This window comes from Acinetobacter sp. NyZ410 (assembly GCF_022828975.1).
In the GTDB taxonomy this organism is placed as follows: domain Bacteria; phylum Pseudomonadota; class Gammaproteobacteria; order Pseudomonadales; family Moraxellaceae; genus Acinetobacter; species Acinetobacter guillouiae.
Window position 1 is genome coordinate 2,543,173 of record NZ_CP094620.1, and the last position, 24,954, is coordinate 2,568,126.

Annotated in this window: 23 protein-coding genes; 9 read left to right on the forward strand and 14 right to left on the reverse strand. The window is 37.7% G+C overall.

The features are described from left to right. Positions 1–171: 171 nt before the first annotated feature. Positions 172–1,098, forward strand: coding sequence for an aromatic amino acid DMT transporter YddG (yddG, locus tag MTO68_RS12020; RefSeq protein WP_234623515.1), 927 nt, complete (start codon positions 172–174; stop codon positions 1,096–1,098). A gap of 172 nt (positions 1,099–1,270) precedes the next feature. On the opposite strand, the gene MTO68_RS12025 is transcribed toward yddG, so the two are convergent. The 3 genes from MTO68_RS12025 to MTO68_RS12035 are packed head-to-tail and all read right to left on the reverse strand — an operon-like array spanning position 1,271 to position 5,445. Beyond that, entirely contained in the window at positions 1,271–2,671 is a 1,401-nt protein-coding gene (locus MTO68_RS12025) for an aminotransferase (protein WP_244012590.1), read from the reverse strand. Positions 2,672–2,699: 28 nt separating this feature from the next. Then, a complete protein-coding gene (locus MTO68_RS12030) occupies positions 2,700–4,103 on the reverse strand; it encodes an APC family permease (protein ID WP_244012591.1) in 1,404 nt (467 codons plus the stop codon). A gap of 52 nt (positions 4,104–4,155) precedes the next feature. Further along, positions 4,156–5,445 (reverse strand): NAD(P)/FAD-dependent oxidoreductase, encoded by a 1,290-nt coding sequence (locus MTO68_RS12035; protein ID WP_244012593.1) that lies wholly within the window; start codon positions 5,443–5,445, stop codon positions 4,156–4,158. Positions 5,446–5,849: 404 nt separating this feature from the next. On the opposite strand from MTO68_RS12035, the gene MTO68_RS12040 reads away from it, so the two are divergent. The 5 genes from MTO68_RS12040 (at position 5,850) to MTO68_RS12060 (ending at position 10,899) form a co-directional block, all read left to right on the forward strand. Then, positions 5,850–6,263 carry a RidA family protein gene (locus tag MTO68_RS12040; protein ID WP_004821640.1) on the forward strand — a complete coding sequence of 138 codons (414 nt, stop codon included), beginning with the start codon at positions 5,850–5,852 and terminating at the stop codon, positions 6,261–6,263. A gap of 24 nt (positions 6,264–6,287) precedes the next feature. After that, a complete protein-coding gene (locus MTO68_RS12045; RefSeq protein WP_244012595.1) occupies positions 6,288–6,959 on the forward strand; it encodes a DUF1028 domain-containing protein in 672 nt (223 codons plus the stop codon). A 35-nt stretch (positions 6,960–6,994) separates the two neighbouring features. Beyond that, a complete protein-coding gene (locus MTO68_RS12050) occupies positions 6,995–7,981 on the forward strand; it encodes a LysR family transcriptional regulator (RefSeq protein ID WP_224963512.1) in 987 nt (328 codons plus the stop codon). Beyond that, entirely contained in the window at positions 7,974–9,116 is a 1,143-nt protein-coding gene (gene argE / locus MTO68_RS12055) for an acetylornithine deacetylase (RefSeq protein WP_244012597.1), read from the forward strand. The genes MTO68_RS12050 and argE overlap by 8 nt, the downstream gene beginning before the upstream one ends. Positions 9,117–9,417: 301 nt before the next feature. Beyond that, on the forward strand, positions 9,418–10,899 hold the full coding sequence (locus MTO68_RS12060; protein WP_244012598.1) for an aldehyde dehydrogenase: 1,482 nt from the start codon (positions 9,418–9,420) through the stop codon (positions 10,897–10,899). A 64-nt stretch (positions 10,900–10,963) separates the two neighbouring features. Here MTO68_RS12060 and MTO68_RS12065 read toward each other — a convergent pair whose 3' ends face one another. Then, positions 10,964–12,019, reverse strand: a complete 1,056-nt coding sequence (locus tag MTO68_RS12065; protein ID WP_244012600.1) for an aromatic ring-hydroxylating dioxygenase subunit alpha — start codon at positions 12,017–12,019, stop codon at positions 10,964–10,966. 294 nt (positions 12,020–12,313) lie between these two features. Here MTO68_RS12065 and MTO68_RS12070 point away from each other — a divergent pair, with 294 nt between their 5' ends. Further along, positions 12,314–13,246, forward strand: a complete 933-nt coding sequence (locus MTO68_RS12070) for a LysR family transcriptional regulator (protein WP_004821653.1) — start codon at positions 12,314–12,316, stop codon at positions 13,244–13,246. Positions 13,247–13,418: 172 nt separating this feature from the next. Here MTO68_RS12070 and hpxO read toward each other — a convergent pair whose 3' ends face one another. Then, positions 13,419–14,576, reverse strand: coding sequence for an FAD-dependent urate hydroxylase HpxO (gene hpxO, locus MTO68_RS12075; protein ID WP_244012602.1), 1,158 nt, complete (start codon positions 14,574–14,576; stop codon positions 13,419–13,421). Between the two features lie 213 nt (positions 14,577–14,789). Between hpxO and alc the strand changes: the two genes are divergently transcribed. Both alc and MTO68_RS12085 read left to right on the forward strand, forming a co-directional pair. Beyond that, the gene (alc, locus tag MTO68_RS12080; RefSeq protein ID WP_244012603.1) at positions 14,790–15,797 is read left to right on the forward strand and encodes an allantoicase; all 1,008 of its coding nucleotides are present in this window, start codon (positions 14,790–14,792) and stop codon (positions 15,795–15,797) included. A 4-nt stretch (positions 15,798–15,801) separates the two neighbouring features. Next, positions 15,802–16,296: an ureidoglycolate lyase gene (locus tag MTO68_RS12085; protein ID WP_244012605.1), complete on the forward strand. Its 495-nt coding sequence runs from the start codon at positions 15,802–15,804 to the stop codon at positions 16,294–16,296. A 204-nt stretch (positions 16,297–16,500) separates the two neighbouring features. On the opposite strand, the gene MTO68_RS12090 is transcribed toward MTO68_RS12085, so the two are convergent. The 9 genes from MTO68_RS12090 to ureC all read right to left on the reverse strand — a co-directional run bounded on the left by MTO68_RS12090 (position 16,501) and on the right by ureC (position 24,947). Further along, the gene (locus MTO68_RS12090) at positions 16,501–17,223 is read right to left on the reverse strand and encodes an outer membrane protein OmpK (RefSeq protein WP_244012607.1); all 723 of its coding nucleotides are present in this window, start codon (positions 17,221–17,223) and stop codon (positions 16,501–16,503) included. A 160-nt stretch (positions 17,224–17,383) separates the two neighbouring features. Next, positions 17,384–17,704: a hydroxyisourate hydrolase gene (uraH, locus tag MTO68_RS12095; protein WP_244012609.1), complete on the reverse strand. Its 321-nt coding sequence runs from the start codon at positions 17,702–17,704 to the stop codon at positions 17,384–17,386. Positions 17,705–17,737: 33 nt separating this feature from the next. Next, entirely contained in the window at positions 17,738–18,259 is a 522-nt protein-coding gene (gene uraD / locus MTO68_RS12100; RefSeq protein WP_244012611.1) for a 2-oxo-4-hydroxy-4-carboxy-5-ureidoimidazoline decarboxylase, read from the reverse strand. Positions 18,260–18,385: 126 nt separating this feature from the next. Continuing rightward, a complete protein-coding gene (gene puuE, locus MTO68_RS12105) occupies positions 18,386–19,351 on the reverse strand; it encodes an allantoinase PuuE (protein WP_244012613.1) in 966 nt (321 codons plus the stop codon). An 80-nt stretch (positions 19,352–19,431) separates the two neighbouring features. Then, positions 19,432–20,490 (reverse strand): hypothetical protein, encoded by a 1,059-nt coding sequence (locus tag MTO68_RS12110; protein WP_244012615.1) that lies wholly within the window; start codon positions 20,488–20,490, stop codon positions 19,432–19,434. A 15-nt stretch (positions 20,491–20,505) separates the two neighbouring features. Then, positions 20,506–21,087, reverse strand: a complete 582-nt coding sequence (locus tag MTO68_RS12115; protein WP_244012617.1) for a histidine phosphatase family protein — start codon at positions 21,085–21,087, stop codon at positions 20,506–20,508. A gap of 96 nt (positions 21,088–21,183) precedes the next feature. Further along, on the reverse strand, positions 21,184–22,230 hold the full coding sequence (locus MTO68_RS12120) for a hypothetical protein (RefSeq protein WP_244012619.1): 1,047 nt from the start codon (positions 22,228–22,230) through the stop codon (positions 21,184–21,186). Between the two features lie 208 nt (positions 22,231–22,438). Beyond that, a complete protein-coding gene (locus tag MTO68_RS12125) occupies positions 22,439–23,053 on the reverse strand; it encodes a lysozyme (protein ID WP_244012621.1) in 615 nt (204 codons plus the stop codon). Positions 23,054–23,246: 193 nt separating this feature from the next. Further along, a complete protein-coding gene (ureC, locus tag MTO68_RS12130) occupies positions 23,247–24,947 on the reverse strand; it encodes an urease subunit alpha (RefSeq protein WP_004821679.1) in 1,701 nt (566 codons plus the stop codon). Positions 24,948–24,954: the final 7 nt, after the last annotated feature.

Genomic DNA, 24,954 nt, shown 5'->3' on the forward strand with positions numbered 1-24,954 from the left:
TTTTTTATCCAAATATCAAATTTTGCTTAAATCCGCTGTTTTTTAATTGAGCTTATCCTGACATATTATTTGTTTTATGCTGGGTGATATTTTAAAAATAATCGCAGAATTCTAAGCTATAATTGTTCCATTACTTACCTTAATCTGAATCCTCAGATTTTAAAGCCCAATATGTCAAAAAATCTCGCAACCCTGATTGGTTTAAGTGCCATTTTACAATGGTCTTCCATTGTCGGTTTATTGAAAAAAATTAGTTTTAGTTTGGGCGCTGAGTTGGCTGTGCTGCTGATGTATACACTGAGCACGTGTATTTTATTAATATTTTTTAAAATCCCAAATTTAAAATTAATTTCAAAAAAATATCTGATTTTTTCTACCTTACTGTTTGTTATTTATGAATTATGTTTTTCTTATGCCATTGCACTGGCACAAACCGCCCAACAAGCCATAGAAGTTAGCCTAGTCAATTACCTGTGGCCGGGCTTAACTGTTGCGATGCTGATCCTCTTTAAAGAAATTAAATTTAATGTCTTTGTTATTGTCGGTTTAGCCATCAGCTTAAGTGGAATTATTTTGATTCAAACTGGACAAGGTGCTTTAACTTGGTCCAATATTTTATCCAATATTCTCGAAAATCCAATCAGTTATATTTTGGCATTTGTTGGTGCAACGCTGTGGTCTTTATATTGTGTGATTACCAAAAAATATAGTGATGGGCATAATCCAATTTCATTTTTCTTTGTGGCGATCAGTATAGTGCTGTGGACTAAATACTTGTGGTCACATGGATTGAGTTTAAATGCAATTCCAGAAGTTGAACTTACAACAATAGGATTATTAGGCATTGTTTCAGTGGTGATGGCCTTGGGCTATGCCGCTTGGAATATCGGCATTATCAAAGGCAATATTACGATTTTGGTGACTTTATCTTATTTTAGTCCAGTCATCTCAACTTTGATTTCAATGTTTATCTTACAAACCAATCTACCAACAGAGTTTTGGTATGGCGTGATCTTGGTGACTTCAGGCTCTTTAGTGTGTTGGATTTCGACAAATTGGCAACAATTAAAAGACAAACTATTCAGTGTATTAAATTAAATGCTTGCCGATCTGCAAGCATTTTAAATAAATACCATCTAAGCAATCATTCAACAGCTTAAGCTGCATTTAATCCATATTGAATGATCAACTCAGTAAATGGCCCCGCTACTTTTATTCAGTTTAGGGGCCATAAACCGCTTAACTTGTTTGCCTAAAGTTATCTGCAAGTTTAACTAGACAAATAACCTTCACGTTTAAGATCATCTGTCGTACTCAGAATCGCTTTACGTAAAGTTGTTATGATAAAGTCTACATGTTGTTTATTTAAAATTAAGGGTGGCGACATAATATTCATATGGCCAACTGGACGAATAATTAATCCATCTTTCTGGCAATAATCTGCAATTCGAGAACCGACATTGACTGAGCTTGGGAAAAGTTCCTTGGTTTTCTTATTGGCTAAGTTTTCAATACACATCATAAACTTCTTACCACGAACCTCACCGACAATGTCTAAGTCAACCAATGTGTGTAATTGATCTTCAAAATATTGGCCTACATCATTGACATGTTGCAGTAAATTTTCACGTTCGATAATTTCAATATTTTTTAATGCCGCTGCACAAGAAACAGGATGACCAGAATAGGTAAATCCATGGGTAAATAACGCTCCATCCGCCTGAGGTTTGCCAATCACTTTTGCGATATCATCAGATATAATCGTTGCACCTAAAGGTAAGTAGCCTGAAGATAAGCCTTTGGCACAAGTAATAATATCTGGAACGATATCAAACTCGGATTCTGAAGCAAAAAAGTGCCCTAAGCGTCCAAACGCAGTCACAACTTCATCGGACACATATAAAACCCCATATTTATGACACACTTCAAGGGCTTTTTTATGATATCCCGGTGGAGGTACAATAACACCGCCAGCACCCATGATTGGTTCTGCAAAAAACGCAGCGACATTTTCTGGGCCCAATTCCAAAATTTTATTTTCTAACTCTTGTACCTTTTCATTGCAGAACGCGTCTAAGCTTTGACCTTCCGCTCTACGGTATGGATTGGGGCATGAAATCTGGTGGACCAATTCACGATCGATATCAAAACCGATATGGTCAAACTCAACCCCTGTTAATGACATACTGATATAGGTACTGCCATGATAACCATCTTTGCGCGAGATTAATTTTTTCTTGCTTGGTTGACCAAGTTGATTAAAATAAAAGTGAATAAGTCGTACCGCTGTATCATTGGCAACTGAGCCACCACAGCCAAACAGCACATGATTCAAATTTCCAGGCGCCAGTTCAGCCAGTTTTGCAGATAATTTTGCAGCGGGGATCGAAGTATGGTGACCAAATGCAGAATAATAAGGAATTTGCATAATCTGTTCTGAAATAGCATCGGCAATTTCTTGACGCCCATAACCCACATTGACACACCATAAACCACCAATACCATCCAGATATTTATTGCCTTCAGCATCAAAAACATAACACCCTTCACCGTGTGCAAGAATCATGGCACCTTCATCTTTAAAAGTTGCAAAGTCAGTCCATGGATGAATATGGTGATCTTTATCTTTTTTCCAAACTTCTGTAATTTCTGTTGTTGATAACTGCTTCATAAGATAACTCCTTGTTAAAATTCTGCTTTTATTTGGTCAAACTTTCGATGGATTCTGGTTGAAAGAGTTGTCTTTTCATCACCAATTTGATCCAAAGAATACTGATGATTGTGGTAAAACCAATCACAATTCCGACCCAAGTAAATATTTTGACTCTCAAATCTGGGGTAGGCACAGCATAGAAAATCGTAAGTACCATCCCGATAATGCCAATGATTTGCAGGAATGGATAAAATGGTGCTTTATAAGGTCTTGCCATCTGTGGGTAGCGTTTACGCAACACAATCACATTGATATGTGCAATCACATAAGCGATCAACCAAGAGATACATGCGGCTGTTAACAGCACCTTTATCACTTCGGTTTCATTCTGTGAGAACAGCATTGGTATCATGATGATGACAGCAACAAATACAACGCCCACCCAAGGCACATTATTCTTCTGATTGACTCGGGCAAAAATTGATAACACTTGTTTATTGCTTGCCATGCCCTGCAACATACGCGGTAAGGCAGCTAAAGTCGCATTTAAGGTACTTAAGGTGGCAAATAAAGCACCAATCGCAATAAAGAGTAAGCCTGTCGGGCCAAATACCGCCGTTGCATATTCAATATGCGGGGTCAAAGAATTAACCAAGTGCTCTTGGGGTAAGAAATACAGTGCACCCACGCCATATAAAGAAATGGTGATAAAAATCGTGGTTAAACCGATATACATTGATCTTGGAATATTTTTACTGGGATTTTTGGATTCTTCGATCATCGGAACAACAAACTCGACCCCGACAAATCCCCAAAAAGCCAACGCAACCAGTGCCACGGTATTTGTATCAAAAGTAATTGTATAATCAACCACTTGTGTATGCGGATAAACCCAGCCGCTGATCGCAAATATACCGAGCAAAAGTAATAAAACCACCATGACAAAAGCTACGGTATTTTGAACTTTGGAGAAGATATCAATTTTCAGCAGATTTAAACCCACTGAAATAAATAAAATCAAAAAGCCAATGCCAAAATAGGGAACATCCAGTTTAAATATTTTTTTGATTACATCATCGATTAAAATCAGTTCCGCTGAAACAGCAAACATCGCCACCAAAATATAACCACAAAACACCGAAAGCATTGCGGGTAAATGCCCTGTTGCAACTAGACTATAATCACTGATACTGCCACTTTTAGGAATTAATAATGCCAACTCTGCAAAAGAGGTCGCATAGCTCAGTGCTAAAAAGAATCCGATAATCAACGGAATAAAAAAACTTATTCCGCTTAAGCCAAATCCTTGCAAAATAATCACCATCACACCTTGCGATAGTACTAAACCAACCGCAATAGCGATTAAATTAAACAAAGTTAACTGTTTTTCATTTACCTTTTTTGCCTGATCGATTAAACGACTTCCTTGCTGATTGTTCTTGCCTGTCATGTGCTCCTCCCTCCTAGAGTGGGCATTAAAACTGGAAATTTAAAAACTTATTTCATGCTGTTTTTTCTTCTTTATCGATTAAATTTCTTTGAGTTTTATCTTGATACTTTAAATACTGACGTTGAATATCAATGTGGCCTGCCACGCGTTTTGCATCATGCCAAACGCCCCAAATAAAGCTTGAACCACGCCCAGATAAATAAGGCAGACCAATAAAATAAATACCGGGTTCTGTTGAGACACCAAGCTTATGATTGGGCCGCCCATTTGCATCAAAAGCATTGACTTCTAACCAACTATGATCAAAACCAAAGCCAGAGGCCCAAATAATTGAAGTGATCCCTGCTTGTGCTAAATTAAGCTCTAAAATAGGCTGTTGAATGCATGCAGCATCATCTAAAATAATCCGAGCTTCTGGTTCCTCAGGTAAATCTATACCTGTACGCTGAACATAGGCATCTGCAGCATCTAAAAACTCAAAATAAGCTTTATCGCCATCGGCCAATGACTGTTGCAAATCATTTTGAAAACGAACCCGCTCAGCTTCAAATTGCATCGTCATTCCCAGTAAAGTAATACCTTGTTGTGCGAGACGTCTAAAATCAATGGAGTGCCCGCCATGTGCACCGCTCACAGCCAAACCTTTCAACGGTCCTGTATCGGTTTTAACACTATCCCATCCGCCCAACACCCCGAGCCACCAAACATTATCGCGTTGACGATAAACACGTGGTGGACGTTCATGCGCTCCCACAGACAAATAGACTTTTTTACCAGCACGATTTAATTCATCTGCGATTTGAATACCTGAAGAACCTGAACCCACCACTAAAACAGCACCCTCAGGGATTTGTTGTGGATTTTTATATTGATCTGAATGGATTTGGTATAAACCCTTTTGCTGAGGCGCAATAGAAGGAATAATGGCTTTTTGGAAAGGCCCTGTTGCTACAACAACACGTTGTGCTGTTAAAGTGCCTTTAGAGGTTTCAACGATAAAACCCGCAGCTTGCGCATTTGCTTGGACCTTTTTAACTTCAACATTGCTATAAATCGGTGCATTAAAGCGCTTGGCATATTTTTCAAAGTATTCAGCAACTTGGTCATGATGTACAAAACTATCTGGATCAAGATCAAATTCCATATTGGGAAAGCGATCGTGCCAGCAAGGTCCATTCGCTACCAAAGAATCCCAACGGCGTGTACGCCAAGCTTCTGCAATACGGTTTTTTTCTAATACCACATGTGGAATTTTAAGCTCTGTCAGGTGCTCACTCATCGCGACTCCAGCTTGGCCAGCACCAACCACAACGGTATCTATTTCTAATTTATCTAAACTCATCTTTTTTCCCTTGTCAGATCGAGGAACGTCCTTGCAACAACAACTTTTTTGCTGAATAGACATTTACCAACTACTGCCAATCACATGTGTTTGGCAGTATGTGTTTGCTGCAGATTTCTTGTTAAAAAATGAAATATCAAAGCTGCGCAAAACATGATTTAAGAAAAATATAGGGAGCCGAGCAGCAAAGCGAAAATAGAATATCCAAAACAAATGCATCAAAAAATCTGAAGCCACACACTAAGCACATGAAATAAATAGAAAATATATGCCAGACTATAATTCTTTTTAAATTATTTTTATTACTACGGAAAAAGTAAATTACTAGAAAGGAAAACACAAATTGTGAGTGCTCACGAAGTAAGCATACTAGAGAAACATCATAATTAACTGAGGATTGAGCTGTGAAACATACCCGTATTCGAACATTTAATACCAAGAAAACTTATCCAGAGCAGAATTTAGACAATGACCTATGCCAAGCTGTGGTTGCACGTGGGCAAACTGTTTTTCTTCGCGGTCAAATTGGACAAAATCTGGATACATCGGAAAGTGTTGCGATAGGTGATGTCAAGGGTCAGACCGAACAGGCGATGTACAACATTGACATGCTACTCAAAGAAGCTGGGGGAGAATTGGCAGATATTTGTAAAATTACCATATATATCGTTGATCCACGCTTCCGTGAAGATGTCTATGGTGTTGTCGGTAAATGGCTCAAAGGGGTTTACCCTGTCTCAACGGGTATCGTTGTCTCCGCTTTGGCACGTCCAGAATGGCTTGTCGAAGTTGATGCAATTGCCGTTATTCCAGACTAAAAACCATCAAGATGTGAGGGAAATATGACATTTTCAATTATTGCGAGATGTAGTGAAACAGGACAGTTCGGTGCAGCAATTAGTTCCTCCTCTCCAGCCGTTGCATCAAGATGTATACGTGCCAAAGCTGGGATTGGTGTTGCAGCAAGTCAAAATATAACTGATCCTCAATTGGCCAGCATTTTACTTGAAATGACCAAATATAATATATCGCCTAAAAATGCGATTACAGAATTAACTAAAAATACCGATTTTATTGATTACCGCCAATTAACTTTACTTGACGCCGTGAATGAGCCTTTTGCCTATAGTGGAGCAAATAGCTTAGGGATTTATACACAACATATAGGGAAACATGCTGTATGTGCGGGTAATTTACTTGCAAATGAGAATGTTACTCATGTTATGCTCAAACACTTCGAACAAAGTAAAGGCGCTTTAGCTGAGCGTTTACTTTATGCATTAGACGCAGGAAAACAGGCTGGTGGAGAAGCAGGAGCAGTACATTCTGCTGGTCTTTTGGTTGTTGACAAATTGGAATGGCCGATTGTTGACTTACGCGTGGACTGGTCAGATCAACCCATTTCCGACCTTATCGCACTATGGCAGATATATGAACCGCAAATTGATGATTATGTTTTAAGAGCTTTAAACCCGATCAATGCTCGCAGCTATGGTGTTCCAGGAAATGAATAAATTTTTCGAGGGTATACAATGGAGGTGTATCCAAAGTGTTAAATCGAATTTCTTTAAGACAAATGGAATACTTTGTTGCAACAGCTGAATGTGGCAGCATCATTATCGCTTCGGAGAAGATACATGTATCCTCTCCGTCTATTTCTGCCGCAATCGCACATATTGAATCAGAATTACAAACCCAATTATTTATTCGCCAACATGCCAAAGGCTTAATCCTCAACACTGTTGGTAAAAGTGTGATGTTGGAATGTAAGAAGATCTTAAACCAAGCTTCAAGTTTATATTCTCTTGCGGCAGAATTTTCTGGTTCCATACGTGGGCCGTTAAAAGTAGGCTGCTTCCCTGCTTTTACCCCGATGATCTATGCCGATATCATCAATGGTTTTTCCAACTTATATAAGCAAGTTTCTTTAGACCTTTACGAAGATGATCAACAAGCACTTCTAAATGCGCTTATACGTAATGATATTGATCTTGCTTTAACTTACGATCTCAATATTGATGAAAATATTATTCATTTTGAAGCTTTAACGAAATTGCCGCCTCATGTATTGGTCAGTGAGGAGCACCCTTTAGCAATATTGCCTGTTGTAAGCTTAGAAGAACTTTCACAGTACCCGATGATTCTTTTAGACATGCCCTTTAGCAATGAATATTTCTTATCATTATTTAGAGCTCAAAATCTTACGCCCAATGTTGTGCGTTCTTCAAAAAATATCGATGTCGTTCGTTCAATGGTTGCCAATAATATTGGCTACACGATTTTGAATGTTCGCCCGAAAAACACCTATAGCCTTGATGGTAAACGTCTGGTCCGTATTCGTATTGCGCATGAACATCGCCCGATGTATATCGGCATTGCAACACCGAAAAATGTACCCAAAAATATTGTTGTAGAAGCGTTCATTAGTCGTTGTAAAAGCTTTATCTCTGATCACTTTATTTCGGGCATGAGCTCGCCGCATTTCTACGATCCCTATATAAAAGTCCAAACACAAAAGGATTCCTCAGATGTCTAATCTGTCGAGTATTCAATTACTTAAAAAACTTGTTGCATTTGATACAACGTCCTACAAAAGTAATTTAGAACTGATTATGTTCGTCAAAAACTTACTTGAACCTGCGGGAATCAGTATCACTTTAAATTTTAATCCAGAGCAGACCAAAGCCAACTTATTGGCAAGTATTGGTCCTAAAGACCAAGCTGGTATATTGCTCTCTGGACATACCGATGTGGTTCCAGTTGAAGGACAAGCGTGGAGCACCGAACCTTTCCATGCTGTAATCAAAGACGATAAAATTTTTGGTCGTGGTACAGCTGATATGAAAGGCTTTATCGCCTGCGCGATACAGGCCATGTTAAAAGCAGCACAAATGCCAGAATTGGCTAAACCACTGCACCTGTGCCTTTCCTATGATGAGGAAATTGGCTGTATTGGTGTACGCGGAATTCTTGGCCTACTCTCTGAATTAATTATTCAACCAGAGCTTTGTGTGATTGGTGAACCTACCAGTATGAATATTGCCACAGGCCATAAAGGCAAAGCAGTATTTAAAGCAATTTGTCGTGGACAAGAAGGTCACTCCGCTTTAGCCCCGTTATATGTCAATGCGATTTATTGTGCTCAAAATGTTGTTGAGGCCATTACCACAACACAAAAACAGATCGCAGAAGGTCCAATTGTCGATATGGACTACGATGTGCCTTATACCACTGTACATGTCGGGAAAATACAGGGTGGTAAAGCTTTAAATATCGTTCCCAATGAATGTGTTTTAGATTATGAGATTCGTAATGTTGCAGAACAAGATACGGAGTCAGTTCAAGCGAAAATTTTTGAATATATCGAGCAAAGCCCTTATGCAAAATTTGTCAGTTTTCAGGAAATCAACCAATACCCTGGACTGAATACCTCAACTACAATTCAAGCGGTCAAATTTTTACAAAACCTCCTTGATCCAGCAACTGCATTACAGAAGATTTCATTTGGTACAGAGGGTGGATTATTTCATCAACAATTAAATTCTGCGGTACTCGTTTGTGGCCCAGGTTCTATTCAAGTTGCGCATAAACCAGACGAATATATTGAAATCTCACAGATGCAACAATGTGATGCATTTTTTGAACGCCTGCTCAGTCATATTAAGCGCTAAGATGCGACTATTGATTTAAAAAGTTAGTTTAAAAAATAAGCAACACCTTAAAGATCTTTCATAAATAAAAAATGATCATGTGTAGTGAATCATATTGGTATTGTGAAGTTCCTTCTCCCGCTGGGAGAAGTCTAGGATGAGGGCGCTTTTAAGATGATTTATGGTTTTAAAAAGGACTGGTGAAAGAAGTCTATTTAATTTGTTTTTTCTAAACCAAAGGCTTGTATAAAACAAATTCACAAAATTGGCGAAAAATAATACGGTTAAACCTACTCTATCGCTAAAATTTTAAGGAAGATGAATGAAACTAAAACAGGATTGGCTAGAACAACGCGCGCAGATAACACTGCCAAGTTGTGCTTTTATCGCTGGACAATTTGTAAATACGACACAGACCTATAAAGTATCAAATCCAGCCACCGCTGAGTTTTTAGTCGATATGTCAGCATGTGATGCCAATGACGTTGAACAAGCAGTTCAACATGCGAGAAAGACCTTTAACAGCGGTGTCTGGTCTCGGTTAGCACCGCGTGAACGTAAGCAAATACTTAAAAAGCTCGCTGAACTTATTCGTGAAAATGCTGAAGAGCTTGCCTTACTTGAAACCCTCAATGTAGGTAAACCGATTCAGGATTCACTGCATGTTGATATTCCAGGTGCAGCATCTTGCTTTGAATGGTATGCAGAAACTATTGATAAAATTTATGATGAAATTGCCCCTACAAGTGTAGACCAACTGGCGATGGTCAGTCGTGAACCCATAGGCGTTGTCGCTGCTGTGGTCCCGTGGAACTTTCCGCTTGATTTGGCAAGTTGGAAACTTGCACCTGCCTTAGCGACAGGAAATTGTGTTGTATTAAAACCCGCAGAACAATCACCCTTTACTGCATTAAAACTCGCTGAACTCGCAAAACAAGCTGGCATTCCAGATGGTGTATTACAAGTAGTTACTGGCTTAGGACATATCACGGGTCAAGCACTTGGACGACATCCAGATGTCGATTGTTTAGTCTTTACTGGATCGACCGAAACGGCAAAAAAGTTTTCGGCTTATTCTGCTGAATCCAATATGAAACCTGTTTGGCCAGAAACCGGTGGGAAAAGTGCCAATATCATTTTTGCTGACGCTGATTTAGATAAAGCGGTCGATAAGGCGATTTTTGGTGCATTTTATAATCAAGGTGAAGTATGCTCGGCAAATTCACGGATTTTATTAGAAACAAGCATTTCACAACAATTTATAGAGAAATTTACAGCCAAAGCCAAAACACTTAAGATTGGAGATCCACTAGATCCGAATACTACGATGGGCTGTTTAATTGATCGTCAACATGCGGATAATGTCAGAGCAGCTATTAATCAAGCCAAGGCTCAAGGTGCGCAATCTCATATTATTCCGTTTGATTTAGATGCTGCTTTAGATCCAGCCACCTATGTGGCACCAACCATTCTAACGGGTGTCAATCCTGATTTTAAAATCTTCCATGATGAAGTTTTTGGTCCTGTGGTTTCAATCACCACTTTTGATACCCAAGAAGAAGCAATTGAACTTGCCAATCACTCCATTTATGGATTAGCTGCCTCAATTTGGACCCAAGATATTCAGAAAGCAATTCTTCTGTCTAAACAGCTTTTAGTCGGGACAGTCTCTATTAATACAGTAGATGCTTTAGATGTCAGTACTCCATTTGGAGGATATAAACAGTCAGGTTACGGCCGTGACTTATCTTTACATGCGATTGATAAATTTACACAGTTAAAAACCACATGGATTCAATTGTAAATCCAAAAGAGCACTGAATCCGTCAAAAAGAAAGATTGACTGCTCCTGATGCTATAAAGAAAATTTATACAATATAGCGTTTGCTTAGCCCCCATTCTGCCAATATTCGACGATAAGTTGTAGATGAACGATCTGCTTCAAAATGTGCTTCCATTGTAATATCTAATGGAAGCTCTTCTGGTTTTTGACTCTCTACCATGTCCTGATCCTCTGCAAAAATTTGTGCATTAAAATCGTAAACTGCCTGCAAATCGCCTGTGGTATCAAAATTACGGGTGAGTGGTACAAATAATCGAGTTTTGTTATGTGATACAGGACAACAGGCATTTAAAATTTTCAATATACCCTCGCGTGGAAATTCAACCTTTAACACCGCTGAAAATGGTGGGTAAACATCAAAAATTCGTTTCCATAAAAAACCCTCTGGTGCCAGATGCTGTAAGCCATGCGGGTAGTTGCTCACATTACTGACATATTCAGTATGTAAACCATAGTCTGTACGCTCGGTGGTGTATTTGGGTACGACAGGATTTTCAGCATCAGCAAAAGACTGCTGATGTACCCAAGCAAAATGTGCGACATCAATAAAGCCTTCCAATTGCCGCCCGCTTGAACCCGCAATGTCAACAAATGGCGGCAGTATGGGCTGATGCTCAGGATCATCCCAAGTGTCCAATATTGGAAAGTTTGCATGGCTTGCATCACGACTAAATAAACTTGTCCAAACCAAACCATATTTTAACACTACAGGAAATTTGGTGAGACTAAAGCGCTCTGAGATATTTGTCAGGTCTGGCTGCGCTGGAATTTTTGTACATTGACCTGCTGTGTTGTAATGCAAGCCATGGTAGGGACAAACGATCTCTTCACCTTGCACCCAACCTTTGCTGAGTGGTACACCACGGTGCGGGCAAATATCACGCACCAACTGAATCGCACCACTTTCAGTTTGATAAAGTGCCATTTTCACATCGAGGAGTTGTACTTGTTGTGGGTCTGTTGTGACATCTTGCTCACGTGCGACAGGATACCAATGCTGAGCAAGTATTTCCCAGTCTTTAGGCTCAAAACCACTACATTGTGGCTGACTAAACAAGTTCAGAACTGGAATTGCATTCATACAAAACTCACAGAATATATTTAATTTCATGATCTTATGCTGTGATTTCAGCATGTTGCTCAGCTAAAATCATGGCTGAGTTTTAAATTACGAATTTTGTCTAATTCTGTCTATTAGAATGTTTTACTTATCCTGTTCTAAAAAATAGAACAGCTATCTGAAAATTATTTTTAGAAAAAACTCATCCTTGGCATAAAAATCGCTTAGTGATCTGTGATTTTAGCGAGTTTTAAATTTCCTTGATTTTCATTGCTTAGGAATAAGTCCGTGAAATATAAATAATGGACAGCCCATATGCCTGTGAATACAACTTTTTCGCGATTTTCTGATTATTTTATTGCCGTTGCCAAGACAGGCAGCTTAAGAAAAGCAGCAGATCAACTCTATATTTCAGTATCAGCGGTACATCGTCAAATCGCACTCGCTGAGGAAGAGTTTGGCATTGATCTGTTTGAACGTTTACCCAGTGGATTAAAACTGACACTTGCTGGAGAGTTACTCTATGCGGATTTGATTAAGTGGCAAAAAGAATTTCAATTAACCCGTAATCGTTTTGATGAAATCCAAGGGCTTTCTCGGGGAACAATTGATTGCGGATTGATTTCTGCACTTAGTGATGGCTTCGTTTTAGATTCAATTCAATATATGTATGACAACTACCCTTGGATTAATTTTAATTTTCATATCCAAGATAGTGAAACTGTGTCAAATATGATTATGGACGCTGAAATTGACTTTGGAGTTTTATTAAACCCGAAAGGCCATCATCAATTAGAGGTTTTATCTTTTGTCGAAATCCCAATCGGTTTTGTCTTACCTAAAGATCACCCTTTAACAAAAAATGAGAAAGTTTATTTGTCAGATAGTATCAACGATAAACACTTAATTCCTGGCGCTCCTTTAATTATTCATGATTATGTGCAGACCTTGTATAAGCACCATAAATTTAGCCCACAACAGCACTTAGATTGTAATGACATTCGAATGATTATGTCATTAATTCAAAAGAATTTAGGCATTGGCTTATTGTCATTTATTGATGCATATCCATATTTAGAGCGTGACGAGCTGGTTTTTAAGCCGATTCGAGAAAAGGGTTTATATCCATTAACACTGGCTTTATGTGTTGCGCCAAAACGACAACTTTCACGCGTATCGCAAATTATGATTAAGCATCTTATTGAACAAATCGAAGTATTTAAGCTCAAGTTGATCCCTTATCAATAATCAGCTTTAGCTATGTTGTAATACATGAACAATAACCCTTAAGCAACAAAGCAATGACGTGTGGCTGAGTGATGACTAGCAATAACTCCCTAAATATATGAATCAAAAGCATTAGATTTCCAATGCTGAATTTAGATTCAGTAATTTAAATTCAGCATCGACCTAGCAACATTTAATCTAAAGGATTTCCGATAATATTGCTGATAATGCCACGCATAATATGTGGGCCTTGTTCTTGACGTAAGTCTTGATACCACGCTTCGGTCACGGCCTCATCTTTCATATGGGTCACATCACAGCGCTTACGTGCACGTAATACCAGCTCATTGGCACGCTCATTACGTTTATTTTGATAACGTTTTAACGCATCCTCTAAGCCTAATGTATTGATTTGCAAAGCGCGTGCTAAGTAAATTGCATCTTCCATGGCTTGGCAACCGCCTTGACCAATATCAGGCGTAGTACTGTGAGCTGCATCCCCCATAATCACCACTCGTCCTTTATAAAACTGGGTAAAAGGTTCAATATCATGAATTTCTACTCGATTGGTTTTTTGCTCATCAATCGCTTCAATTAAGTTTTGAACTGGCTGGCACCAGTCCTTAAAATATTTTTTAAAGAGTGTTTTATATTGGGCTTTACTGTTTTCTAAACCTACAGGCAATGGCACATCAAAAAAGAAGTAAAACCGTTGCTCTGCCACTGGCATAAGCGAAACACGTTTTCCCTCTCCAACAAAGGTGGTCCATTGATCTGCTTGGGCAAATTTATCTGAAATTTCGACTAAGCCATTCCAATTAACATAACCTGCATAACGACGTTCAACCTGCTCACCCAGCACATATTGGCGGGTCAGCGAATGTGTTCCATCAGCACCAATTAACAATGCTGTGGTGACTTCACTGCCATCTGCAAACTGAACTTTTATCTGTTGATCTACTTGTTCTAATGCAACCATTTTTTTCCCAAGATGAATATCGTCACGGCCAAATTCATCCATCAACATGTTTTGTAAGTCTGCACGGGAAACTGGATAAGGCCTTTGCCCAACCTCTTCAATCAAAGGCATTAAACTAAACTGAGTCATGTGCTCACCAGTTAAGCCATCGATATAGGCTAAATGATCCATTCGACCACCAAGTTTAGCAACTTGATCCGTTAAGCCTAAATAGTTTAAACACTTAACACCATTTGACCATAAAGAAATAGCAGCACCTACAGCTAGAATATGTTCAGTTTGTTCATAGATGGTGACCGTATGTCCGAATTTTTTTAGTGCAATACCTGCGGTTAATCCCCCCATACCTGCACCGATAATAGTAATCTCCATCTATTTCTCCTCTGTCTGTTTCTTTAACACTTATGACTAAAATGCTAAAAACGTGCCATTTATATAAAAATCACAACATTCCTTAAGCAAAGTTGGCATAGGCTATGCATGATGAGGACGCTAAGATATTGTTTTTATGAGTGCTTATTAAACTTTAAACACTGATATCAATCAATAAAATGATATGAATCGTAATATTAATGGTAAATAAATATGGCAACTTTACTTGCACCAAGTTTTGAGCTTCCTGCACATTTGCAACAATACAGCAATTTGGCAGATCCCCGAATTGGTACAAAAGTACTTGAATGTTCAGATGATTTTTTTGCAGAAGCACAACGAATGTTGCAATTTAATCCACCCATTTTTGTAGAAGATAAATTTGATGATCACGGCAAATGGATGGATGGATGGGAAACCCGCCGTAAACGCCATGCAGGCTATGACTGGGCAATTGTTAAATTAGGTGTTGCTGGAAAAATTACAGCATTTGATATTGATACCACTTTTTTTACGGGGAATTACCCTGCTTCTGCTTCAATTGAAGCCTGTTATGCACCAAATGGGGACTTAAGCAATGCACTATGGCAGCCCATTCTAGACAATTCTGTTCTTGGACCAAGCCAACATCATATTTTTGACATTAAAAATTCAGCAGTCTTTACCCATGTCCGCTTAAATATTTTTCCTGATGGTGGCATTGCACGTTTTCGCGTCTATGGTGAAGTGCAAATACAGATCCAAGATCGCCAACATACATTAGATTTACTGGCACTTGAAAATGGTGGACGCGTGATTGCCTATAGTGATGCCCATTTTGGCCATCCTCGTAATTTGATCAATCCGAATCGTGGGATCAATATGGGTGATGGTTGGGAAACCAAACGCCGCCGTGCACCTGGATTTGACTGGTGTATTTTGGCGCTCGGTCAAAGTGGTGTAATTGAAAAAATTGAAATTGATACCGCACATTTTAAAGGCAATTTCCCCGCTCAAGTATCGATTCAGGCGATATATATTGAAAATGCGACTGATCCACAATTAATTCCGCAAAGTATGTTTTGGCCATTTCTACTCAATGCTCAGGATATGCAAATGGATCATATTCATGATTATGTAGCCGACATTTTAAAACATGAAAAAATTTCACATATTCGTGTCAATATGATTCCAGACGGTGGCATTAGCCGTATCCGATTATGGGGTAAAATTGCAGAGTGATTTTATGAAATATATTCAAATTCAGCCATTAACTGCTGAAGCTTTTGCCGCATTTGGTGAGGTCATTGCCTGTGCTGGCAATGACTTTTTCCATATCAATGGCGCGCATACGGAACGCTATCATGCTTTATCCTTGGCTCAAGCGACTAATGCTGAAGTCGGATTAAGTATTTTCCGTAATATTCAAAAAACCCAAGTGCCTTGCGAAATTCAAATGCTTGAACGCCATCCAATCGGTTCACAGGCATTTATCCCGATGCAAGGTCAATCCTTCTTGGTTGTTGTTGCAGTGGCTTTAGATCAGGATCAACCTGATCTTGATCATATTTATGCCTTTATAAGCAATGGCCAACAGGCTGTAAACTATCGTGCAGGCACTTGGCATCATCCGTTATTGACGCTTGAAGCACCCAGTGACTTTGCTGTAATCGATCGGATTGGTGAGGGTCACAATTGTGATGTTTTTCAATTTAATGAAAATATTGTCCTGACCTTATAATCACCATTTCATAACAGCAAATAAAAAATACATGGATCAAAACATTCCTCTAAAAGTGCTGAGAAGTACTGAGATAAGATTTTACCCTATGTTGTTAAAAAACCAGTGCAGCATCACTCAGTGTTGCGCTGGTTTGGAAAAATGATCTTAAGCTTATCTCAATCCTATTCATGCATTTAAAAATATGATCAGATAAAGATCATTTTAAAAATGATATTTAATTAGAGCACTGACATTATTTTCATCTTTGCCTGAGATGCCGTATTTATTATTCCAAACGGAATATTCAACGCCTAAATACAATTTCGTATCCGGTGAAATATGTTTACCCGCATTCCATTTCCACTGGGTGGTCCAGTTTAACTCACTGGCATGATCATCTTCAGCGGTTGACCAATCCAGAAAACCATCAACAAGAAAATCTTCTGATGCAATTTTAAAAGGCACACCAAAAACAAAAGTCAGCTGATAATCATCATTTGTGTTCTTGTAATTGTCTGCTTTATAAAAGTTTAATTGTGCATATTGGAAATATGGAATCGCCAAATCTACCCCGATCCCATACAGATAATTGTTAAACCCTTCACCGCCTTCCCATGCTGTGGCAATGAGAACGTCTTTGATAGGTCCTGCTTCCAACTTATGCCCTGAAATCGCGCCTAAGCTCAATCGTGGTGAAACTTCAAAATAGGTCTCATTGCCTGAAACATCATTATTGGTACGATCCGCAAATGCAAAGAAGTCCCCATATTTTAATTTGGCTGCATATTCAAAAGTAATGGTCGATTGGTCATCTTCCCGAGCAATTAATTCATAATTTTTTCCATATAATCCAGTAATGCTAAAGTCTTGCCAAATAGGCGCAGCATGAGTGCTAAAAGCGGTGCAAACGAAAGTTGAAAGCGCAGCAAATTGTGTTAATTTCATTGTATAAATTCCCCATCAGAAATAGCGGTAAACACCTGCGTGAATAAGCAAAAACAAAGCCAATTTTTTACACTTGGTCAAAATTTCAAAAAAAAAAGCCCAAATCAATGGGCTTTAAAATCATGAAAAAACGAGTTCTATAAATCTAGTTCTACAAAAGCTAGCTTCCACGATATGTGGAATAAGCAAATGGGCTGATTAATAAAGGAATATGATAATGTTGTGCCAAATCAAGGACTGAAAAATGAATCACAACTTTTGGGAAAAACGTTGCTAAGGCTAAACGGTCAAAATATTCAGCAGTATAAAAAACCAAACTATAATTCCCTGTTTTAATTCCACTTAAATTAAAATCTGCTACCCGTCCATCTTCATTGGTCCTTGATTCTGCAACAATATTGTCTTGGCTATCCAATAATTTTATCAGGACATTTACGGCAGGCTTACCGAGATGCGTGTCTAAGATATGGGTACTGATCATGTTATTTCCTTTCTAAACATTATTTTAATGCAATCAATCATTTAAGCTTTCATCTTCACTCAGTTCTTGACTGAGTCTTAACATTGCAATTTCACCAAGTTGTTGTTTAACAATACGCTGTTCTGTTTCAGGATCATTTAATAAACGATATTTCAGTGCTTGTAGAATTTCAGTCTGATCTAAGCCCATAGCACGAATTAAAAAAATATGACCAAATTTCTTTTCATAAGTAATATTGCCTTGCAATAAAGCATGTTGTGTTTCAGTGCTCTGTTTTATTGCTGATTGCTCTTGATTGGAAAATGCTTGCTCTTTTTCACTCAGCACAGCCTGAGCCTTTTTTTCACCGATCCGTGGGTGTGTCGCTAATGCATTTGCAACCTCTAAACATGTCCAAGTTGAGGCTTGTGCTTTTGCAAAATCCATTAACGCTTGAGTGCTACCAAATGGACGTTGTGACAAAATTTCATCTGACCAACGTTGAATGTGCACAAAATGCTTGAGCAAGGTTGTAAGCTCTTCTGATGATGCTTGATTAAATTCTTCTATTTTCACGAATAATACCTATGCTTGAGTTCGCTAAAATTTTCAAACACTTTTATATAAACTTTGCAACGCGCTTTACTTCATTCAATTAAAATTAAAGTGCTTACCTTAAAAGCCACATCCTCATAGCGACAATTATGCGGCTGGATGGTGTTTAAACCAATGTTCAGCGATATCACCACGACGACAGATCCAGACTTTTTCATGTGTCTGGATATAATCTAAAAAACGTTGTAATGCTTTAAAACGACCGGGACGTCCCAGAATACGACAATGCATGCCAATCGATAGCATTTTCGGCTCAGTTTCACCTTCTGCATAAAGCACATCAAAGGCATCTTTTAAATATTGGTAAAATTGCTCGCCACTGTTAAAACCAGCAGGCGCACAGAATTTCATATCATTACTTTCTAATGTATATGGAATGATCAGGTGCGGGCGACTTTGGCCTTGTAAATTGGTTAAGCTTGTCCAAAATGGCAAATCATCACCATAGTAATCGCAGTCATATTTGATCTGTGGAAATTCAGCCAATAATTTACGCGTATTTGGGCTATCTCGCCCTGTATACCACCCCATTGGTGTAGTGCCAAACAAGGTTTCTAGAATGCTGATCGCTTGATCAATATGCTGACGTTCCGTTTCAATATCTATAGTTTGGTAATTTAGCCAACGCTGTCCGTGTGAAATCACATCGTAATGGGCTTGTTGAATGGCTTCCACAATATATGGATTACGTGCCAGTGCCATGCCCACTCCAAATATGGTCATGGGTAAGTTACGCTTTTTAAACTCTTGATGAATACGCCAGAATCCTGCACGAGCACCATATTCATACATCGAATCCATCGACATGTGTTTGTCGGGAAAACTTGCTGCTCCCACAATATCAGATAAAAACTGTTCAGAACCGGCATCACCATGTTCGATATGGTTTTCAGCACCTTCTTCATAGTTAAGGACAAACTGTACTGCTATTTGGGCTTGATTAGGCCATGCTACTTTAGGTACTTCACCGTGATAGCCAATGAGATCTCGTGAATAGGGAGTATTTTGGATTTGGTCTATTAAGTCTTGCCCACGTAAATAAGTTTTACTCACTCAAACCGCCTTTAAACTTTTCAATCACCATTTTTTAGTGTGAATGATCAAGCAGTTTTTGTGCCAATCTCACTCATGTTTTAGTCAACGGGTTGGAAAGTTAACTGCATGTGATGACTTTTTCCATTGAAAATATAGTGGTGTTTTCCAATTTGAAAACTTTGATTAGGTTGAAGAGCACTTTCCTGCTGAGTACGTACAATCATCGTATTATTTTCATTCGATTCTTTTAACAAAAATTGATAAATTTTATCCGTCATCTCTGCATCTAATAATTTATGCTGGATTCTATTTTGTAGATATTGATCTAAACGTTTTGTATAAAGTTCTATAAGTTTTTTATCACCAGAACTAAAAATGCGATCAAAATTATCTAAAGAAGCCACCTCTTTATTTACTGAACTTAATCCTGTGGCTTTAATTGCACTCACTTCAAATTGATCAGTACGTTCAAAAACCAGATTCAGACTTTCGAGATTGTCTGAAAAATTTGCATCTTGTTGTGAATATTGTTCATAGATATCACGAAAAAGTTTTTGATATTCATAGGATATAGACGCGTAATCATACAGATTAAAGTATTGCATCTTACTTACATCAGCTAAGTATTCAGCACATTTTTTCCCACATTGTTGTTTTTGTTGTTGACTGATTGCATTGGTCACTAAGTACTGTGCATAAAATTGATACGCGTCATCTAGATATTGAATCTTATGCGTCCATTTATATTTCACCAAACTTGCATCACCTGCTGCAAGGTAGGTTTCATATCTCAAGATTTTTCTCTCTTTTGGTAAATCTTTCTCCCATAAATCACGATATTGATTCAAAATTTTAACTCCCGATATGGTGAAATCAGAAGCCGCTAAAGCACAATTTTTATCTTCTAAATAACCCAAAAAATCTGAAACAAAAATAACATCCATCGAATACACATCTATTTTTTCAGAATTTGAGCGATTTAAGAATTTATGCAACATGTTAAGAGGCATATAGTTTTCAAGCCTCTTACATTGTGTTTCAAGAGGTTGCGCAAATTGAGTTAAATCTGACTTTAAAGCCACAATATCTGCATATATAGATACAGGTATAAACGTAAAAACCGTCAATAGAGCAATTTTTCTTATTATAAAATTCATGCTGTTAATCTCATTTTATTTAAAAATAAAAAACTCTGTATTGTCTAATTGATGATTTAACAATGCATAACGAAAATCACGCATTAATTGTGACGATAATTCTCTCTTTTGCTCAACCAGCATTTTCAATAACTGTAAAAACTGACCATGGCTAAATACCAGTAAATGATCATGTTGATAATGCGCTTTTAATGAATCCAAGTGTGAAATAAAGTCCGTAACGCGTTGATAAAAATTTGCAAAAGATTCAGCGCCTTCACTTGTTACTAGGTTCACATCTGCTTGATTCCAATAATCATCTACCCAAGGTTTTCGTTCCTCTAAAGTGGTATTTTTACATCGCGTATCAGATAAGTAAGAAAACTCCTGAATATCCAAAACTTGAGGGGTAATCTGATCTCGTAATAAAATTGGTTCAGCTGTTATACGTGTACGGAGGAATGGCGAGATAAAAATTTGCTTTGCTGGAGGTAAAACATCAACAAGTTTTTGCGCCTGTTCATGTCCAAATTCGGTTAAGGGAATACTTGCATGTGACTCAGTTTTACCATTTACATTACCTAAACTTTGTGCATGACGGATTAAATAAATGCTCATAAAATTCTCTTACCTCACCTTTATTTTGAAAATAATCAATAATTTTTAGTCAATCAATTTACAACTCATATTTCAATCATCATTTTTGAAGATTAATCATCCAGAATTTTGGTTAGAAAAATTTATCGGCTCCATAATTAGTTTTAACTTATTGTCTGAAACTATAAAACTATAAATGTGCTGACCTAATTGATAACTTGTTACACTTTTGCTTTTAGTCTCATGTGTACCTAGATATTCAACCTTTGTGTACAAGTATCTGCTTTCTTTGCTTAAAATCTCATATATATTTTCTATCATGCGATCATCAAGAAGATTGTTTTCAATACGATATTTTATATAAGCATCTAGTTTTGCATAGAAAATATTTTTAATGTTTCGGTCATCAATTTTAAAAATGAATTTAAAGTTTTCAATTGATGCAACTTCGAAGGGGAAAGAATTTAAACCTGTTTTTTTTATATATTTGATTTCAAAATCATTAGTTAAATCAAATATTTCTTGAAGTTGTGTGATCTGCTGTTCTGTTTTTTTTAAATTTTTATAATGATGTTGAAATAGATCATGATATGCCATTAAAATACCCACATAATGAAGAGGAAGATAAAATCCATGATCTTCTTTTAGATATACATAATCTTTACATAACTCTCCACATCGGCTTTTCTCATTTTTTGAAATAATATTTCTATTTAAATAAATATTAAAATTTTCTTGAGCTTGTTGTAATTTTTGGTTATCCATCGTCCAAGAATACTCAATTAAATTAGCATAACCTGCTTGCCTATAAACTTCATTATTCAACATTCTCTCTATATCATATTTATCTTTAAAATATTTTTCTTTAATTGAAATACCATTAGCTGAAAATTTACTTGCTGCCAAAGCACAATTTTTATCTTTTATAAAAAGTAAAAAATCTGAATTAAATATAAACATAAGATCATATACATGAATATCACTTCCTTTTGAGTCATTTAAGAAGTTATTCAAGTTTTTTATTGGTCTATAATCATCTTCATTTTTACATGCTATTAATAAATCTTGGCTTATTAAATTTAATTCAGACCGCACATCAGCATACGCAAATTTATTCATCCCTATAAAAGCAATAAAAATTGCTATTTTTAATACTCTAATCATCAAATTGGCCCTTATATTTTTCTCTTTTTTGATATTTTAAAAATCATCTTCATTTTCAAAAGGCTTCTTTCATCAGCTCTTTTTTAAATCATAAATCAACATAAAAGCCCCCTCATCCTAGCCTTCTCCCCCAAGGGAGAAGGAACCTTCTATAGCTATATGATTCACTCCAGATGAGCATTTTTTAATTTAGCAAAGAGCTTTAAAATTATGAGTTAAATAAGAGTTTCTCTACTGCTCTTCGGTTTACTAAACCTTGTACTGTTTTGCCACCTGCTTTGATCCAAACATCAAATTGATCACTGGCAGCGTGATAATCAGAGGCGTTCAATAATTTTAATAAAGTTGAATTTTTAAAAGCACCAATACCAATGTTATAGCTCAATGAAACCAACGCATCAAACTGATTTTGATTTAACGGCACATTTACAGCAGCAGTTACTGCTTGCTCAAAACGTCTAAGGTCATATTGCATATAGTTTTTTGCTTGTTCAATGGTACAAGTATCACCATACTGAACAGCTTTTCCATGCGGGTAAATCGTTGTTCCATAACCGATGGTACACACACCAACACCATCATCATAAGCTTTAAGCTCTAATCCCTCAAAACCACAAATCAAATCCACGCCTTGAGGACTTACATGAGTAATTTGATCTTGTGCAAAGCCAATGACATTCGTATCAGAATCAATAGCGACACCGATATTTGAATTGGAATAATCAGCCCTATGTTTATTCGATTCGCGCTGCTGTTGATTCAATGGCTTTGAAAACAACATAGAAAATAACTTGGAAAAAAATTTAGACCAAAATCGCGTCATCAATAAAACTCAAAAAAAAAGGAAAAGGTTATATCGCTGTACCAATACCACCCAATATTAAACATAGCTTTTTGAATAAATAAAGTTGTCTTTGGTTGCATTGGGTATGGATCTATTGATTTTAAATAGAAAAACTCCGCTCTTATCATAAGAAAGGAGTTTTATCTTCTTGTTGCTGTTGATAAACATAAAATTAAAACAAGAAATAACGCTGTGCCATTGGTAATACTTCAGCAGCTTCACAAGTTAGATGTACACCATCTGCACGAACTTCATAGGTTTCAGGATGCACATCCATCACAGGACAATAGCTATTATGCTTCATGTCTTGTTTAGTGATGTTTCTGGTATTTTTACAAGGTGAAATTAACTTCTTTAATTGTAATTTTTCAGCAACACCAAGTTCAATTGCGGCCTGTGACAAGAAAGTAATACAGGTATTATGCACGCCTCTTGGATACGCTCCAAACATTGGACGGTAATGTACCGGCTGTGGTGTTGGAATTGAGGCATTAATATCCCCCATTGGCGCTGCCGCAATCATTCCACCTTTAATGATCATCGATGGTTTTACCCCAAAAAACGCGGGTTTCCACAACACCAAATCAGCAAGTTTTCCTTCTTCTATAGAACCAATTTCGTGGCTTAAACCATGAGTAATGGCGGGATTTATTGTATATTTTGCAATATAACGCTTCACCCGATTATTATCATGATACTGATTATCGCCTTCTAATGGTCCACGTTGCACTTTCATTTTATGCGCCGTTTGCCAAGTACGTAAAATCACCTCACCCACACGCCCCATGGCTTGAGAATCAGAAGACATCATTGAAATTGCGCCGAGATCTTGCAAAATATCTTCTGCTGCAATCGTTTCGCGACGAATACGACTCTCAGCAAATGCGACATCTTCAGCTATCGCTGGATCTAAATGGTGGCAGACCATGAGCATGTCTAAGTGTTCATCAATGGTATTGATGGTATAGGGGCGGGTTGGATTGGTTGAAGATGGTAAAACATTTGCTTGACCAATGGCTTTTAAAATATCAGGTGCATGACCACCACCCGCACCTTCAGTATGATAAGTGTGAATAGTACGATTTTTAAATGCCCCCAGTGTTTCTTCAAGAAACCCACTTTCATTTAAAGTATCGGTATGAATCGCCACTTGTACATCATATTCATCTGCCACAGTTAGACAATTATCAATTGCAGCAGGGGTAGAACCCCAGTCTTCATGCAATTTCAACCCCACCACACCTGCTTTAATCTGCTCCGCAATCGGTTCAGGTTGACTCAAATTACCTTTACCCAATAAGCCAATATTCATAGGTAAATCATCAATGGCTTGCAGCATGGTGGAAATATGCCATGGCCCCGGTGTTACCGTTGTTGCCGATGTTCCTGCAGCAGGACCAGTACCACCACCAATCATGGTCGTTGTTCCTGACATTAACGCTGTTTCAACTTGTTGAGGGCAAATCCAGTGAATATGAGTATCAATACCACCTGCTGTAAGAATTTGTCCTTCACCGGCAATCACCTCAGTTGCCGCACCTAATGGAATGGTAATATCAGGTTGAATATCAGGATTGCCGGCTTTACCTATTTTCCAAATTCGCCCATTTTTTAATCCCACATCGGCTTTAATAATTCCCCACCAATCGACAATCAATGCATTGGTAATCACCGTATCTGCAACATCTGCTGCAAGTAATTGAGATTGCCCCATCCCATCGCGGATAACTTTACCACCACCAAATTTAACTTCTTCACCATAGGTGGTGAGGTCTTGTTCAACTTCTATAAAAAGTTCGGTATCTGCTAAACGTACTCGATCCCCAACGGTAGGACCAAACATTTCAGCATAAGCTCGACGTGACATTTTCATTTTGATT